General features: G+C 67.3%; 17 protein-coding genes. 7 read left to right on the top strand and 10 right to left on the bottom strand.

What is annotated here, in order from left to right; translation table 11 throughout:
- From HNQ79_RS32625 to HNQ79_RS32615, 3 genes are all read left to right on the top strand, one after another.
- Positions 1-977 (top strand): hypothetical protein (locus tag HNQ79_RS32625; protein WP_185036608.1); only part of this gene is annotated, 977 nt, incomplete at its 5' end.
- Positions 974-1,477, top strand: coding sequence for a hypothetical protein (locus HNQ79_RS32620; RefSeq protein WP_185036607.1), 504 nt, complete (start codon positions 974-976; stop codon positions 1,475-1,477). The genes HNQ79_RS32625 and HNQ79_RS32620, both read left to right, overlap by 4 nt.
- Positions 1,478-1,623: 146 nt before the next feature.
- A complete protein-coding gene (locus HNQ79_RS32615) occupies positions 1,624-2,442 on the top strand; it encodes an SAM-dependent methyltransferase (RefSeq protein WP_185036606.1) in 819 nt (272 codons plus the stop codon).
- A 12-nt stretch (positions 2,443-2,454) separates the two neighbouring features.
- Here HNQ79_RS32615 and HNQ79_RS32610 read toward each other — a convergent pair whose 3' ends face one another.
- The 6 genes from HNQ79_RS32610 to HNQ79_RS32585 all read right to left on the bottom strand — a co-directional run bounded on the left by HNQ79_RS32610 (position 2,455) and on the right by HNQ79_RS32585 (position 7,345).
- Positions 2,455-3,375: a helix-turn-helix domain-containing protein gene (locus tag HNQ79_RS32610; RefSeq protein ID WP_185036605.1), complete on the bottom strand. Its 921-nt coding sequence runs from the start codon at positions 3,373-3,375 to the stop codon at positions 2,455-2,457.
- A gap of 87 nt (positions 3,376-3,462) precedes the next feature.
- Positions 3,463-3,696 carry a DUF397 domain-containing protein gene (locus HNQ79_RS32605; RefSeq protein WP_185036604.1) on the bottom strand — a complete coding sequence of 78 codons (234 nt, stop codon included), beginning with the start codon at positions 3,694-3,696 and terminating at the stop codon, positions 3,463-3,465.
- Between the two features lie 730 nt (positions 3,697-4,426).
- Positions 4,427-4,846 carry a DUF4259 domain-containing protein gene (locus HNQ79_RS32600; RefSeq protein ID WP_185036603.1) on the bottom strand — a complete coding sequence of 140 codons (420 nt, stop codon included), beginning with the start codon at positions 4,844-4,846 and terminating at the stop codon, positions 4,427-4,429.
- Between the two features lie 407 nt (positions 4,847-5,253).
- On the bottom strand, positions 5,254-5,601 hold the full coding sequence (locus tag HNQ79_RS32595) for a hypothetical protein (protein ID WP_221508368.1): 348 nt from the start codon (positions 5,599-5,601) through the stop codon (positions 5,254-5,256).
- A gap of 423 nt (positions 5,602-6,024) precedes the next feature.
- On the bottom strand, positions 6,025-6,252 hold the full coding sequence (locus HNQ79_RS32590; protein ID WP_185036602.1) for a hypothetical protein: 228 nt from the start codon (positions 6,250-6,252) through the stop codon (positions 6,025-6,027).
- 292 nt (positions 6,253-6,544) lie between these two features.
- On the bottom strand, positions 6,545-7,345 hold the full coding sequence (locus HNQ79_RS32585; protein ID WP_185036601.1) for a hypothetical protein: 801 nt from the start codon (positions 7,343-7,345) through the stop codon (positions 6,545-6,547).
- A gap of 583 nt (positions 7,346-7,928) precedes the next feature.
- On the opposite strand from HNQ79_RS32585, the gene HNQ79_RS32580 reads away from it, so the two are divergent.
- Positions 7,929-8,429, top strand: a complete 501-nt coding sequence (locus tag HNQ79_RS32580) for an ArsR/SmtB family transcription factor (protein WP_185036600.1) — start codon at positions 7,929-7,931, stop codon at positions 8,427-8,429.
- Positions 8,430-8,488: 59 nt separating this feature from the next.
- Here HNQ79_RS32580 and HNQ79_RS32575 read toward each other — a convergent pair whose 3' ends face one another.
- Together HNQ79_RS32575 and HNQ79_RS34360 are read right to left on the bottom strand one after the other, a co-directional pair.
- Complete coding sequence (locus HNQ79_RS32575; protein WP_229923802.1) at positions 8,489-9,604, bottom strand: MFS transporter; 1,116 nt, start codon at positions 9,602-9,604, stop codon at positions 8,489-8,491.
- On the bottom strand, positions 9,592-9,744 hold the full coding sequence (locus HNQ79_RS34360; protein WP_260421921.1) for a hypothetical protein: 153 nt from the start codon (positions 9,742-9,744) through the stop codon (positions 9,592-9,594). The genes HNQ79_RS32575 and HNQ79_RS34360 overlap by 13 nt, the downstream gene beginning before the upstream one ends.
- Positions 9,745-9,817: 73 nt before the next feature.
- On the opposite strand from HNQ79_RS34360, the gene HNQ79_RS32570 reads away from it, so the two are divergent.
- Together HNQ79_RS32570 and HNQ79_RS32565 are read left to right on the top strand one after the other, a co-directional pair.
- Complete coding sequence (locus tag HNQ79_RS32570) at positions 9,818-10,120, top strand: hypothetical protein (RefSeq protein WP_185036599.1); 303 nt, start codon at positions 9,818-9,820, stop codon at positions 10,118-10,120.
- A 98-nt stretch (positions 10,121-10,218) separates the two neighbouring features.
- Entirely contained in the window at positions 10,219-10,491 is a 273-nt protein-coding gene (locus tag HNQ79_RS32565) for an aldo/keto reductase (protein WP_185036598.1), read from the top strand.
- 49 nt (positions 10,492-10,540) lie between these two features.
- Here the strand turns inward: HNQ79_RS32565 and HNQ79_RS32560 are convergent, their stop codons facing one another.
- Positions 10,541-11,302, bottom strand: coding sequence for a metallophosphoesterase family protein (locus HNQ79_RS32560; RefSeq protein WP_185036597.1), 762 nt, complete (start codon positions 11,300-11,302; stop codon positions 10,541-10,543).
- A gap of 277 nt (positions 11,303-11,579) precedes the next feature.
- On the opposite strand from HNQ79_RS32560, the gene HNQ79_RS34355 reads away from it, so the two are divergent.
- Complete coding sequence (locus tag HNQ79_RS34355; RefSeq protein ID WP_260421920.1) at positions 11,580-11,711, top strand: hypothetical protein; 132 nt, start codon at positions 11,580-11,582, stop codon at positions 11,709-11,711.
- Positions 11,712-11,720: 9 nt separating this feature from the next.
- Here the strand turns inward: HNQ79_RS34355 and HNQ79_RS32555 are convergent.
- Positions 11,721-12,526, bottom strand: a protein-coding gene (locus tag HNQ79_RS32555; RefSeq protein ID WP_221508369.1) for an IS5 family transposase whose coding sequence is annotated in 2 segments (ribosomal slippage) — positions 11,721-12,196 and positions 12,196-12,526 — 807 coding nt in all. Because the reading frame shifts where the segments join, the coding sequence is not laid out codon by codon here.
- Positions 12,527-12,734 lie beyond the last annotated feature (208 nt).

The raw sequence follows: 12,734 nt of genomic DNA, 5'->3' as shown, positions 1-12,734 counted from the left end.
CACAGCCAGCACCGGGGAATGAACAACATCAACTGACCGACCGGGGGTCAATTCTCAACCGTCGGATCTGGTCCACTTTTCACGCGTCGCCGACAGCCGCGGACGATCTCACCACCTGCGCGCACAGCCTCCTCGCCTCCGAGCAGAACGAGGTGTCCCTGCGGATCAGGCTCACCCAGGCGCAGCAGGTCATCGACACCGCGGAGTGCTACCTCGCCGCAGCGGTCCAGGACGCACGCCGCGCCGGAACCTCGTGGGCTGTCATCGCCGACGCGGCCCGTGTCAGCGAGTCCTCGGCTCAGCAGAGATGGTCGGACCTCAAGGTTGGCCGTCTCCTCGCCGCCCGGCTGCCCGCCTTCCCCACTGCCGCCGATCCTGCCTCCCCCCTGGGCGCCAGTGCGCCCATTGCCAGTACCTCCTGCCCGCAGAGCCGTACCGGCCACAAGGCGGGCGCGGCCCGCAGACTGAGCAGGGCCCTGTCCGTGCTGTACACGCAGGCGGGAGCCAGCCTCGAGGCCTTGGCGGCAGAAGCGGGTATTCCTGCCAGGGAGCTCGCTCTCATCCTGAACGGCCGCCGAACTCCTTCCTGGCCGGTCACCTTTGTGCTGACCTCCCTCCTCAACGGTCCGCTCGAAGACCTGAAGAACCTGTGGGAACTCGCACAACGGCCTCCGAGCCGGCCCTCCCTCACCGCGGGCGAAGCCGCCGCCTGCCTCCACAACGCGCTGCGCGGCCTCTATCTGGCTGCGGGTGAACCGTCCCTTGCTGCCCTGTGCGAAGGCGGCGCACTGCCCGCCCGGATGGTCAACGCGGTCCTGTCCGGTATCCACACTCCCGACTGGCCGACCACCTACCGGCTGACCGCCCTACTCGGCGCCGACCCGGCGATCATGGAGACCTACTGGCAACTCCTGGACTACGCCCATCTCGCCGCACAGCGCGATGCCGCCGGCGCTGAGGGAGATGAGCCGAAATGACTCTCGGCGCTCACGGTCCGGTCGGTCGGCGGCCCTGCCGCCTCCCCACCCGCTCATCACACACACTGGAGTACGCGGCATTCCGCCAGACCCACCAGCACACCTACCTGCGGTACGCGTGCGCGCGCACCGGAGACCCGGTGCGCGCGGCGAAATCCGTCGAAGAAGCGTTCCTGGATCTGTCCGCACAGTGGGAGACGGTATTGCGCGGTGCGTGTCCGGCCTCCGTGGCCTGGGGTCTTCTCACGAACGCCGTCACCCGCGCGGCCTGGGAGGCGACCGCAGAACCCTTGTGCGCGGTCCACTGTGTGCTGTCCCGGGCCCAGGCGGACACAGTGCTGCTCTGCCACCACCTGGGCCTGACGGAGCATCAGGCAGCGTACGCAATGGGGCAGGACACCTTCATCGTGCGGGGGCTGCTGTTGAGCGCGGACCGGGTACTGAAGGTGCTGCCGCCCGGGGTGAAAAGCCTGCTGGGCGCGGAAAGTTCCCGCTCCTGAGGGCGCAACCGGCCTGCCCGCTCCCCCGCGCTCCACGCCCGATGCCGCCGCACGCCCCTTTTGGGTGACTGGTCGGCTGTCAAGTCACCTTCTAGCATGGGCGCTTCATTCACTTTCACAGCAGTCGCCCGCGCCTGGGAGGGCCCATGCCCCATGGGGAGAAACCCCGCACCGAAGAGATTGATATGAACACGCCGAGTGTGGCGAGGATGTACGACTGGTTACTGGGCGGGGTGGAGAACTACGCCTCCGACCGCGAAGCGTGCGCCCAATTGCTCAAGATCGCACCCAGCACCCAGTTGCTCGCCCGCAACAACCGGGCGTTCCTGCGCCGGGTGGTGCGCACGTTGGTCACCGAGTTCGGCATCACCCAGTTCCTGGACCACGGATCCGGCCTTCCCACCCAGGACAATGTGCACCAGATCGCGCAGCGCATCGATCCAAACTGCCGGGTCGCCTACGTCGACAACGATCCGATAGTGCTGGCCCACGGACACGCCTCCCTCCAGGAGAACGACCGCACGCTGATCGTCCAGCAGGACATGCGGGAGACCGCGAAGATCCGGGAAGCCACCGAGGGATTCCTGCGGTGGGACCGGCCCATCGCCGCTCTGTTCGTGTCGGTTCTGCACTGCCTGCAGGACACCGACGATGCACGCGACCCGGCAGCGGTGGTCAGGGCCGTCGCCGGCCAGCTTGCACCCGGCAGCTGCATGGTGATCTGCCAGCTCGTCAGCGAGGATCTTGCGGTGCGTGACGGCGTCACCCAACTGATGGACGTGACCACCGGCGGGCGGTGGGGCCGCGTACGCACCGAGGAAGAGGTCCGCCGCTACTTCGACGGCATGAGCATCGTTGCCCCTGGCCTGACCGATGTCGTCGACTGGCGCCCCGACTCCGTGCCGCCCCCCAAGGAACACAGGCCCACCGACTGGGTGGAGTGGGGTGGCGTCGCACTGCTGTAAGCTCCCGCGCGGCTATCGGGAAGCGCGCTCGTCGTACTTCCCGATAGCCTCCCTCAGCAGTTCCAGGCTCCGCTCCCGCGAGGAGGCCGCCTGCCGGAGCCGGCTCAGGATGTTGCGGTGGAGGTCCAACTCTGCTTTTTCCGTGACGTAGTTGGCGCTGTTGATGTACTCGACGTAGGCCAGCTCTGCCGGACCGCCCGTGCCGAACTTGAGGTGGGTGATGGGGTACGGCGGGGTAATGTCCGTACTCTCGTCGAACTCCACGATGCGGATGTTGACCTTGTTGACGGTCGCGGCGTCAAGGAGGTGCTGCATCTGGTCCCGCATCACGCGGGCACCACCACGGGGGCGGTCGAGGATGCTTCGGTCAAGGAGGGCGAGCACCGTCGGGATCGTCTGATTCAGGATGAGCTGACGCCGGATACGGAAATCCACCACGCGCTGAATGTTCTCCGCGGGGCCCTGGGGCATGGTGGCCCGCACCAGGGCCTCAGCGTACTCCCGTGTCTGCAGCAGTCCGGGAACCACCTGGTTCTCGTAGGTGCAGATCTCCTCCGCGCTTCCTTCCAGCGACACCAGCCGCTTGAGGAAGTTCGGTGTGACATCACTGAAGTGCTGGTACCACTCCGAGTCGTGGGCCTGCTCCAGCATCCGCTGCATCATCCGGCGGTCCGTCTCGGAAGCGCGGTAATGCCGTGCCAGGTCCAGGACATCGCGGTCCTTGGGCGGCGTCTCCCCCCGTTCCAGCCGGCTGATCTTGGAGACCGAACCCCGGATCACAGGGGCCACATCCTTCAGCGACAGCCCTTTCTGGATGCGCCAGGTTCTGAGCTGGTCCCCGATCATAATCCATGCCGCGACGCGGCCGATCTTGCCCTCCATGTCTACGACTTCGGCCAACTCGGGCTGCTGGGGCGCAGGAACGGCGGACACGTCAGACTCCCGATACAGGTAGACACTCCAGCCTCTCAGAGTGGAGTGTCCGGCCCGCCATTCCAAGTCATGGCCTCAGCATGACTTTCAGTCAATCAGTGCATCGAACTCCGCCCGCTTGGCGCCCGCCAGGAACGCGACGAGCTCCTCCGCGGTAAAGACGAGCGCCGGCCCCTCCGGGAACCGCGAGTTCCGCATCGCCACCGCACCGCCCGGCAGCCCGGCCAGCTCGACACAGTTCCCGTTCCCCGTGCTGTCACTGCTCTTGATCCACACAGCGTCGGCGATCTCACTCGCAGCAACCCCATTGTTGAACTGCATGCCGCAACCCCATTCCGTCATTGTTCGAATTCTTTGCGCCTTGCCGGACGGAATCCGCCCCGCGACCCGCCGAAAATCCCATATGGGATTGCACGAGAAGGCCTGATGGGAATCCTAGTGACGCTTCGGGTCCACCGAAGTCCCCCGAAAGGGTTCATCTCACCCGCCACGAGAGCGGATTGAAGATTCGTTCCCCGCCACAGGCACCCGGGCAGCGTGACCCGTTACCAAGGACTGCGCCCCTGAACTGCACACCCAGGACGCCCGCCGATCCCCCGGGCCGTGGTTGCCCGGCGATGCCCACCTCACCAGCGCCTACAACACGGCCTACGAGCCCATCCATCCCGGCGTGCTGGCCCGAACTGGGCGCCCCTGCCGCCGCGTTGACTGGCCGCGAAGCCTGAAAGCAGTGGCTGTACCGCTGGCGCTGGACCGGCACGGTCCTTCCAGGCGGCCCGAGAGCGCTCCGCGGTTTATTGCGTCTTCGGACATCCGGCATGGCAGGGAGCAGCAGCTGCGCGACGCCATCGAGGGAGCGAGCAGGTACAGGGCACTTGTCGGCGCCGCCGGCCGCCAGCGGTCCTCGCCTCGCACCTCAGCGTCGGACCCGGGAGAGCAGGAGCTTCCCAGGCATCTGCGTCACTCTCTCCGTGATCGAATTTGGTGGCGAGGCAGCACAAGTCGGCTGTGTCACTTTGTAGGGGCTCTGGTCCAAATTCTTGTGGTGTGGTTACTGCTCGTGGCCGATCGGCCCCAGGGCCTCCGCGATCCGTTGGACTTCGTGGCGCCACCGAGCGGCATCGGCACTGTCCACCCAGCCGGTCAGCAGCTCCGATCCGCCTTGGAGCACACATTGCAGAGCGAGCACGGCTGTCGTGCGAAGAGCCAAGGGAAGCTGCGGCAGAGGTTCTCTGGGTCCGTCCTCAGGGTCGAGCATCATCCCGTTGCCCGGAATGGTGCTGGCAACGAGAGCCGCGGCGGCCACCGCTTCGGTGCCGTCGCCGCCCTCCACGCATCCTCCGCAATCCATGACTCGCCGGAACGCCCGCTCAAGCACTTCGATGACCTTCTCAGGAGGCAGTCCCTCGAGTTCATCGACGAAGTCGGCAGCACGATCGCTGTCGAACGGACCTGTTCCCCACGTTCCCATGCACGGCTCCTGGTATCACTCTCGCGGACGAAGCCAGCATTCCAGCAGACACTGACGCTGCCGGTACGGGGTGGGACACCCTGCAACCCGTGCAGCAGTGGCTGCTGGAGAACGCCCTCGGACTCGAACCTGCCAGGGAAAACGAGCGGCTGGTGAAACGCACCCAGGACAACAAGTGAAAGCGCAACCTGCGGGCAGCGAAAGCGTCCCACGCCCGCAAGGGGCACCTGGTGGTGCCGAGGAAGCCCGTAGAGCGGCTCAGGGTCCGCAGGGGTACGAGAAGCGCGCAGAGCGGCAAGCGTACGCAGAAGGCGGCGCCCAGGGAGCGCTAGCTCGCCCCTGGTCTGGAATACCTTCGCGCTTGTCAAGCGAGCTGTCGGCCGCCGGGCAGGGGCGGCGGAGACCCGTCACGCCGGACAGGCGTGGACGCAGTGGGCGCAGCGGGTGGTGGCGTGGAGGGTGGTGTCGCCTTCGGTGGCGTGGAGGGGGTGAGTGGGACTGAGGCGGGACCAGGTTTCCGGGTCGGGATGGGGGATCCATCCCCAGCCGGCCTGGTCGAGGGGGAGGTCGGGGTGGTGGTTGCACGCGCCGGGAAGATGAGCCACGCCCGCGGGGGAGATGAGGATTCGGCCGGCGGCAAAGGGTCGCGTTGGCTGGGGAATCATGTGCGGGGCAGGGTCCTGCTCGGGGGCGGTGCCGTCGGCGGGGGCCTGGCTGAGGGGCGTCTCGCATCGTTCGCAGTACTGGGGCGTCACGCGGCTGATTCCTGTTCGTTCGGGGTGGTTCGCCGTGCTGGCGGTAGGGAGTTGTGGGGTTCGGTCGAGTCGTCGGATCGGTTCTCAACCGTCGGCTGCTACGTCATACGCGGGCTCTCAGCCCCGCACCGGCCGCGAAGCCCATTTCCCGCGTCGAAGCTCCGGGCGCCGGCAAGGCCCGTGTGCGGCTGCCGTCAGGCGGAACCCGCTTCGCGAGAGGCAGGGACCGCGCCTCTGGGCCCGTGCCGGCGGGCGGAGCGGGGTGCTGTGCGCGGGCTGCGGCCGGATGGGCGGAATGCGCCACCGTGTGGTCGGCTTCGCTCGCGTGGGCCACGACGGCCTGCAGCACTGCCTGCGTCGTCATGCCGGGTACAACGCTCGGCTGCGGCCCTGGGGTATGGCCGCACTCGGTCGCGCAGGCGTTCACGATACGGCCGGTCCCAGCTCCTTCAAGGTGAAGGGCCGGTCGGAAGGGGTGAGGCGACCGAGATGGACGGAGAGGGCGCAGACGGCCAGGGCGCGGTCGCGGGCGCAGCGGGCGGGCCCGGTCGGCCAGGTGGCCAAGTGGGCGGTGGCCTGACTCAGGGCGAGGTCGGTTACGGCGCGGCGGGGGTCGTGCGGGGGCAGGGTGGTGCGGCGGCGGATGTCCACCCGCCTGCCCCGGCATCGGCCGGGCTGAGGAACGCTCCTCGGCGAGCTGCCCGGTCATGCGTTCAAGGAGGCGCTCGGCGACGGCGAGTTCGTCCCGCTCGACCCGCACTTCCGCCAGCTGTTTGGCCAGCTTTTCTTCGAGTTCGTCCAGCTCCGCGCGCCGCGCGATGATCCGTTCCAGCGACTCGGGATTCAGCATGCACCGGATCGTAGAGGGCTGTCCGGCACCAGCAGGCAGGAAATGGATGCGTGCACGCTTCAGGGCCGGGAAAGGGACCCAGGCTGCTCGTCATCAGTGCGCCCAAGGCAGACGAACCGCCTCGATTTCAGAATCGTCCAGCAACGCGTTGATGAGGACCGGGGGCCCTGCGACCTTGGTGGCCCACAGGTCGTAGTCGGTGCACAGGACCCAGGAGCGGTCATCGGCCCAGAGGTTGGACGGGCTGAAGTCTGCTTCGGAATGGTCGTACAAGATCTCGGCATCGCCGAGCCGACCCGCACGCACGTGGAGGTTGTCGAAGTCGATGGCTCCAAGCGTCAGAGGACTGTAGTAGGCCAGGCAGCGGGTGTCCGGGCCTGCGGGGCTGTACTGGGTGAGGGTGGCGATCAGCCAGCTCCAGGTCTCACGGTCCAGGCTTCCTTCGGTCGGCGGAATCATGCTCAGCGGCCAGCTGCCTTCCTTCTTGGCCGAAGGGAAGCAGCAGTAGGAGGGCATCAACCCGTCGGGCACTATCGGGTCACCGGTCCGTCGGGCAAGCTCGGCCCAGCGCAGCCGCCGCCAGCCAGGGCCGGGGTGCCGGGCACGGCCCAGACCTCCCCCCGTGGCGATACTCACGGCGTCGAGGTCGATGCCTCCGACAGTGTGGGGCTGGGTGCTCCCGTCAGCAAGACGTGCGTGGTGGTACTCGTCGTACGACGCCTCGTGTGGCCCCTGCTCGTGTTCATGCATGGCGTTGAGGACCCACACCGCGTCAGGCATCGCCGGAGGCATGAACCCGGTTAGGCCCTCGCCGCACAGCTCCAGCAGCCAGTGGGTGGCGCCGGACGGCACGAGCGGCCACAGGCCAGGCATCGGGTTCGGTTCCTCGGGCATCCGCTCATGGTCCCAGGTGCGAATCGGTCCCTCTGCGAGGAGCCGACATGACACCGCCCCGAACCCCGCGACCCGAGCCCGTCTGCAGGCACCTGGCCGGGACGACGAGCCGTACTCCAGAACCGACAAGCCGACCGCTGACTAACGCTCTCCCCCCAGACAACCGGAGGAACGGGTTCACCGGAAAACGCTGCTCCAGTGTGTACCTGGCAGTCTCTGCCTGAACGCGTCCCATCAGTCAGGACGAGGCTGGGCCCCTACCTTCCATGATGAAGGCACCTACGCCCGCCAGCGCCAGCGGCCCATGGAACGGCGGCAGGCGATTCGTCCACAGGTAGAAGACATTCGTCAGGAAGAACGGGGCCTGGCGCCGCTGCAGTTGCCGGCGGTGCGCCTGGCGCAGGGCAGCTGAGTTCGGGAGGTTGAGAAGACGGTGCGAGGGCGGCAGGATCGCCGGGAAAGGTGAAGACTCGGGGCGATGCCGTCACGAGGAGCACGTCCGTCCTGGGGTATCGCGTACACATGGGGCGGGTGGGAGACGTCTTCTTCTCTCCCCGCAGGTGACGGCCCGTAGGATCGGAGCATGGCTATTCGGCGTCGGGACGCTGCGGAAGTACGGGCGAGTGCCCTCGCGTCGGGGGTGCGGTTGCGCATCATTCGGCTGACCCGCCTGGCGGCTATGACGAACAAGGAACTGGCCCAGCGGCTTGGCCGGGACCCGGCGACCACGCTCCACCACGTGCGCAAGCTGGTGGAAGCAGGGTTCCTTGAGCCGCAGCCGGCCCGTCGCGGGAACCGGGGCGCCAAGGAGATCCCCTACCTGTCCACAGGGTTGCCGTGGACGCTGAGTCCCCGGAATCAGAGTGCTCTTGCTGAGGCGATGCTGGAGGCCTTTCTTTCCGAGGTGGGCGAACTCGACCTGCAGGACGTGGTCCAGGCACGCTTCGTTCTGAATCTCACGCGGGAACGGCGGGAGGAGTACGAGCGGCGTCTGGAGGAACTCCTTGAGGAATTCAATCATGATGCCGTCACCCCGGACACCGAACGGACTGCCGTCTACCTCGCCTCGTACCCGAGTCTGTGATCACCGCTGCAGGTCATGACCGTGTAGGTCCTCGCGGGCTTCAGGGCTGGCGAAGGGAATCAACTGCGCTCAGGGGCCGCTTCGTCCGCCGCCTCCGGAAACTCGCGCAGGGTGCGAAGCGGGGACAGAAGGAGCGGAAGAGAGGTCAGGGCGAGAGCGGAGCACGCCACCCACAGAGTGGGCCGGACCCCAATCCATCCTCCCAGTGCGCCGCCGATCAGTCCCCCCACCGGCATCGCACCCCAGGTGATGAACCGTACGGTGGCGGTGACGCGGCCCAGCAACCGTCCCGGACAGACGGCTTGCCGGTAGCTGACGTTCACGACGTTGAAAACCGTGGTGCCGTATGCCCGGAGTGCGAGCCCGGCCACGCACAGGGCCGTCAGCCAGCCGGGTTGGGCCATCGGCACGACCAGCGCAACGGGCGAGATGATCAACGGGATCAGCCAGATGGCCCGCGCGGGACCGATCCATCGGGCACAGCGACCGGCGGTGAGGGCGCCCAAGAGCCCGCCCACACTGCTGACGGCGAGCACGGCGCCGACCGCAGCGGGGGTCAGAGCGAGATCCCGGGTCAGGAAGAGGATCTGCATCGACAGCAGAACCGTGATCGCCAGATTGGAGAGCGCTGTGGACAGGGTGATGGCCCGTAACGACTTCTCCCCCAGGACGAACCTCAGCCCTTCCTTCATCTGCGCACCCACCCCCGCCCCCTCTCGTCCCACCGGTGGCGGTTCAGGTGTCCTGATGCGGAGCAGCAGGATCGCGGAGGCCAGGTAGCTGACGGCGGTCGTCAGGACGGCCGTCGCCGCGCCGACGAGTTGCGCCAGTCCGCCACCGACGCCCGGTCCGGTGACCTCGGCGGCCGAAAGGCTCGACTGGAGCCGGGTGTTGCCCTCCATGAGCTGAGACCGGCCAATCAAGGAGGGCAGGTAGGACTGGTACGCGACATCGAAGACCACCGTGGCCACACTGCCGAGGAAGGCGACAGTGATGAGCTGGGTGAGTGTCAGCACGTCTGTCCAGGCGGCCACGGGGATGGTGAACAGCAGCGCCGCCCGTGTGAAGTCGGCCGCCAGCATCATCGGCCTGCGCCGTACGCGATCCGCCCATACCCCTGTGGGCAGGCCGATCAAAAGGAAGGCGGCAGTTCCGGCCGCGGTCAGGACCCCCATCTGGAAGGGCGAGGCCCCAGAGAGGTCGCGGCGAGGAGCGGCAGCACGGTCTGGCCCACGTACGTGCCGAACTGGCTGACCGTCTGTCCCGCCCACAACTGCCGGAACTCACGGTGGACCCAGAGAGTGTCTTGGCGCATGCGTGCCAGCATGATGCCAGGTGATTGGAAATTGCCAATCACCTTGCCAGGGCCCCGTGTTGCTCCTTGACAGGTGCAGCTCCCGTCCGCATTCCTCGACTGGGAGCAGGACGACATATTCGACGAGGCTGGCGAACGGACCACCGCGGTGATCACCATGACGGCCGACGGGGCGCGTCTGCTGTCACCCTGCGGCCACTCCTTCAGCCTGGTCCGAATCCGGCGTGACGAGTACCGGCTGGCGGGGTGGAGCGACGAACGGACGGTCGAGACCACGACCGTCGGCCGGGACCCCGAGGTCATTCTGCGCCAGCAACGCGGACGCGCCGTCACCGAGCTGGCCCTGCCCGCGCGTGCCCTGCACGCCGGGTCCTGACCGAGAGGGGGCACTCCGTGCCGCCGTACACTGACCGGGAGGGGGGCATCTCGCCCCGCGTGCCCCTACAGCGCACGCGTCCGCTGGGAACCACCGGCATGAAGAGCACTCGAGTCGGACTCGGGGGCGCCGGATGGGACGGCTGTGACGACCAACAGGTCATCGCCACCATCCGGCACGCCGTGGACAAGGGCATCAACTGGATCGATACGGCGGCGGTCTACGGCCGTGGTCGCGCTCAACCTCATACGCTTCGATGCCTGGTGGAACGGCCACCCGCTCGACCGCACCCGCGTCAGCCACCTTGCCCGACTCGACCGCACCCGCGCCACGTAACCGAATTGGGATCTGAGATTGGTAGGCGTCGTTGATCGTGTAGTCGGTGTTCGGCTGCCCGCTGTCGTGCATGGGGAGCGAGTGTCACGGACTGTGGTCGCGTCCGTCCCGTGGAGCGAAGGCTGCGAGGGCGTCGGCGTCGGTAGCGCGAGCGTGCAGGAAGTAGTCGGCCCATTCGGTGATGTCGGGATAGGACGAGTCCTGGCCGAGTTGGATGGCTGCGGCCTCGATATCGAAGTGCGTGGTGCGGAGTTCGACGCCCGGGCCCAGCAGGGCCCAGTGCGCTCCGGTCCGTCCGTAGGGCATGCCGATGCTGCCGGGGTTGATCACGAGCCGGCCGTGGGCGAGGCGGACGAACGGCATGTGGGTGTGGCCGCAGACCACGGTGCGAATGTCGGTATCGAGCCCGCCGAAGACTTCCTTCCAGCGGTCGAGGCGGGAGTCGACCAGGACGACCTCCTCGTCATCGCGAGGGGTGGCATGGCAGAACAGCACCTTTCCCAGCCCATTGACGGACAGGGAGAGTGATCGTGGAAGCGAGCCGAGAAGGTCGAGATGGTCCTCACGGAGCTGTTCGGCTGCCCAGGGAGCGATCGGATCGGGGATCGTGTCGCGTTGCCCCCGGCGGTATTCAAGGAGTTCCCGGTCGGCGTTGCCGCTGATCCAGATGACGCGGTCGCCGAGGCTGGTCAGCAGGTCGAGAACCTGGGCCGGTTGCGGGCCGGCGGTGATGTCACCGGTGAGCACGATGTGATCGGCGGTGCTGACGTCTGGTTCGGCGAGCACTGCCTCCAGGGCCGGCAGGACACCGTGAATGTCGGACAGAACGGCTACTCGGTTCAGCATGGTCACCACTGTGAGGTGAAGACAGCCGAGCGGTGTGATCTTTCGCCCGGCGCGTAGTTCAAGAGGACTGGTTAACGCGTGTGGTCGCCGGGTGTGTAGTTCTTCCAGAGGGCTCCGGCCTCGGTGGCGATGCGAGTGGTGCTCTGGTCGTGATAGCCCAGTACTTGGGCGATGACGGGCGCCGGGGCCTGGAGGACGAGCTGGCGGATGACCGAGGTGCGGCCCTTGTCGGCCGGGACGCCGAGTTTCCGCAGCGCGTCTTGAGAACGTGATCAAGGTGGTCGCAGCCGTAGGCGCGGCGGGCATCGTCGCCGCGAAAGCCACGCCGCACGTCAAGAAGAGGTTCAACGACCTCAAGTCGAAGCTGAACCGCAAGTCGGAGGACACCGTCGAGGCCACCGCGCAATAAGAGGATGTCTCACGTGGTGAGTTTTGCCAGTTTCTTGTAGCAGGTGAGAGCGGCTGCGAGGCCGAGGAAGGCGAGGAAGTGAGATCCCTTCCGCTCGTATCGGACGGTGAGGCGGCGGTAGCCGAACAGCCAGGCGATCGACCTTTCGATCTTCCAGCGGTGCCGGCCGAGTCGTTCGCTCGACTCGATGCCCGGGCGGGCGATACGCGGAATGAGGCCGCGTTCGCGCAGCCAGGCGAGGTGGTCGGCGGAGAAGTACGCCTTGTCGGCGCGGAGCTTGCCGGGGCGGCGTCGGCGTGGTCCGCGGCGGGAGCGGATGGCGGGTATCCCGCGGATCAGCGGCTTGAGGGCGAGGCTGTCGTGGGTGTTCGCCGCGGACACGGCGACGGCCAGCGGGATGCCCCGGGCCTCGGACAGCACGTGCAGTTTGCTGCCCTTCTTGCCGCGATCGACTGGGTTCGGCCCGGTCAGTGAACCCCCCTTTTCGCCCGCACCGACGCCGCATCGACGATCGCGGAGGCCCAGTTCAGCTCCCCCCGGGCGCCGAGTTCGTCCAGGACCGCCCGGTGCAGCCGCCGCCACAGCCCCGCTCTCGTCCACACGGTGAACCGGCGATGCGCGGTGGCGGGCGAGACACCGAACGTCTCTGGCAGATGCTGCCAGGCACACCCGCTGGTCAGGACGTACACCACTGCCGTGAACACAGCCCGCTCGTCGCGCGGGGCGGTCCCACCGCCCTGCGGACGGGACTTGAACGGCGGCAGCAACGGGGCAGCCAGTTCCCACAGACCATCAGGAACCAGCCGCTGCGACAGATCAGCACCCACGACCAGCATCATGCCGCACAGACGTCACACCACGTGAGACACCCTCTTAGAACTCCTAACGAAATGATCTTCAAGGTGGTTGGATCACTCCAGGAACGTTAATCCGGGGGTGTGGGGTGGCTCGGCCGAAGCCGTGGGATGTTGATGACGAGTTGTGGGCGGTGATCGAGCCCCTGTTGCCCAAGGTGGAACGGCG

This window comes from Streptomyces candidus, from assembly GCF_014207445.1.
Classification (GTDB): Bacteria; Actinomycetota; Actinomycetes; order Streptomycetales; family Streptomycetaceae; genus Streptomyces; species Streptomyces candidus.
The sequence above is the reverse complement of the archived record's forward strand: the minus strand, read 5'-3'. Positions and strand labels throughout refer to the sequence as shown.

Excerpts from the sequence above, each read along its gene's own strand:
- HNQ79_RS32620 (WP_185036607.1), top strand. The coding sequence starts at position 974 with ATGACTCTCGGCGCTCACGGTCCGGTCGGTCGGCGGCCCTGCCGCCTC.
- HNQ79_RS32615 (WP_185036606.1), top strand. The coding sequence starts at position 1,624 with ATGCCCCATGGGGAGAAACCCCGCACCGAAGAGATTGATATGAACACG.
- HNQ79_RS32605 (WP_185036604.1), bottom strand. The coding sequence starts at position 3,696 with ATGCAGTTCAACAATGGGGTTGCTGCGAGTGAGATCGCCGACGCTGTG.
- HNQ79_RS32600 (WP_185036603.1), bottom strand. The coding sequence starts at position 4,846 with ATGGGAACGTGGGGAACAGGTCCGTTCGACAGCGATCGTGCTGCCGAC.
- HNQ79_RS32585 (WP_185036601.1), bottom strand. The coding sequence starts at position 7,345 with ATGCCCGAGGAACCGAACCCGATGCCTGGCCTGTGGCCGCTCGTGCCG.
- HNQ79_RS32580 (WP_185036600.1), top strand. The coding sequence starts at position 7,929 with ATGGCTATTCGGCGTCGGGACGCTGCGGAAGTACGGGCGAGTGCCCTC.
- HNQ79_RS32575 (WP_229923802.1), bottom strand. The coding sequence starts at position 9,604 with ATGGGGGTCCTGACCGCGGCCGGAACTGCCGCCTTCCTTTTGATCGGC.
- HNQ79_RS34360 (WP_260421921.1), bottom strand. The coding sequence starts at position 9,744 with ATGCGCCAAGACACTCTCTGGGTCCACCGTGAGTTCCGGCAGTTGTGG.
- HNQ79_RS32565 (WP_185036598.1), top strand. The coding sequence starts at position 10,219 with ATGAAGAGCACTCGAGTCGGACTCGGGGGCGCCGGATGGGACGGCTGT.
- HNQ79_RS32560 (WP_185036597.1), bottom strand. The coding sequence starts at position 11,302 with ATGCTGAACCGAGTAGCCGTTCTGTCCGACATTCACGGTGTCCTGCCG.